Raw genomic sequence first — 1,308 nt, forward strand, 5'->3', positions numbered from 1 at the left:
GTTTCCGTGCCAAAGATATCCGCTCACAGACATTATGATTAGAACCCCCCTTGCTGTTCGGCAATTTCTTTATTGGGCTACCTCACCGATAAAAATGCAAACGAAAAGTCTCTAGAAACCTTTCAGGCAACTGTGCGATCGCCCCTCATCCACCTTTCCATCCCAGACACTGCATCAAACACTTCCAAAAAACAGAAAGTCGGGATAACAAAGGTGGGTCTCTACTAACATTAACCACATCACTAATATTCACCCCAACGATCGCCTTTAATCTCATGTCCGGTTGAATACTTATAAATAAGGGAGCGGAGAAAGTTGAAAATAGAGAGATTTGCCCTGTGTAACGAAGAGCGTTTTTTTCATCACTAATTCTCCGGACTCGATCTAACTCTCCAAAACTATCAACACTCTCAGACTTTTCTACCTCTGGTTGCGATTGAGAAATAGAGCGATCGCCTGATGGAGTAAGGGAATGGCAACTAAATATTGCATTATTATTGGGAAATGGTTGAACTTTTGCTATCTCACTTTCAACCGATACAGTCTCCGTCTCTAAAACACTCTTTTCGTCTTGCGACTTTATCTGCTGCTGCTTTTCCCCATTTTCTTCTGGGGTAGGAGACTGACTGTCCACTGACATCTGTAGGGAGGAATGGCTGTTTGCCCCTACTTCCGACTCCGAATCTCGAAAATAGGCAGTCAACTTCTCTTTAAGCTGTTTCCGTGCCAAAGATATCCGCTTGCAGACATTATCATAAGATATCCCTTGCTGTTCGGCAATTTCTTTATGGGAAAGCTCCCGATAAAAATGCAAAATAAACGTCTCTCGACACTTTTCGGGTAAATCAGCGATCGCCCCTCGTATCCGTTCAGACCTCTCTTCTCTCTCCAGAACAGACTCTGGACATTCAACCGTTCCTGTAGTAATAACTTCCTCAGTATTCCCCACCCATTCAATACTTTCAACTCCCACAGCACCACGAGAACCTTTGCGGATAAGATCGATGCAAAAATTACGAGTTACCTGATACAACCAAGCTTTTAAATTAGTAATTTTTTCCCCAAATTTTTGCACCTTTTCCCAAGCTTTTACCGTTACCTGACTCAGAGCATCCTCCGCATCCGTTCGGTTATAATTCATCATCTTGAGACAGCAGCGATAAAGCTGGTCTCGACTTTCTTGCAATTGCTGCCATAACTGAGAGATTAGATGGGAGCGATCGTTCTCTGTCCCAACATTATCTATTAAGTTTTGTCTTGTATTTGCCGTCCTGGAGGTCATTTCAGTTATCAGTTATCAGTTATCAA

The 1,308-nt window shown here is 42.8% G+C and carries 1 protein-coding gene; it reads right to left on the bottom strand.

The window, feature by feature from the left end; translation table 11 throughout:
• Positions 1-145: 145 nt before the first annotated feature.
• Complete coding sequence (locus tag F6K40_RS40255; protein WP_293145956.1) at positions 146-1,282, bottom strand: RNA polymerase sigma factor; 1,137 nt, start codon at positions 1,280-1,282, stop codon at positions 146-148.
• Positions 1,283-1,308: the final 26 nt, after the last annotated feature.

Source organism: Okeania sp. SIO3I5 (genome assembly GCF_010672085.1).
Taxonomy (GTDB): Bacteria; Cyanobacteriota; Cyanobacteriia; order Cyanobacteriales; family Microcoleaceae; genus Trichodesmium.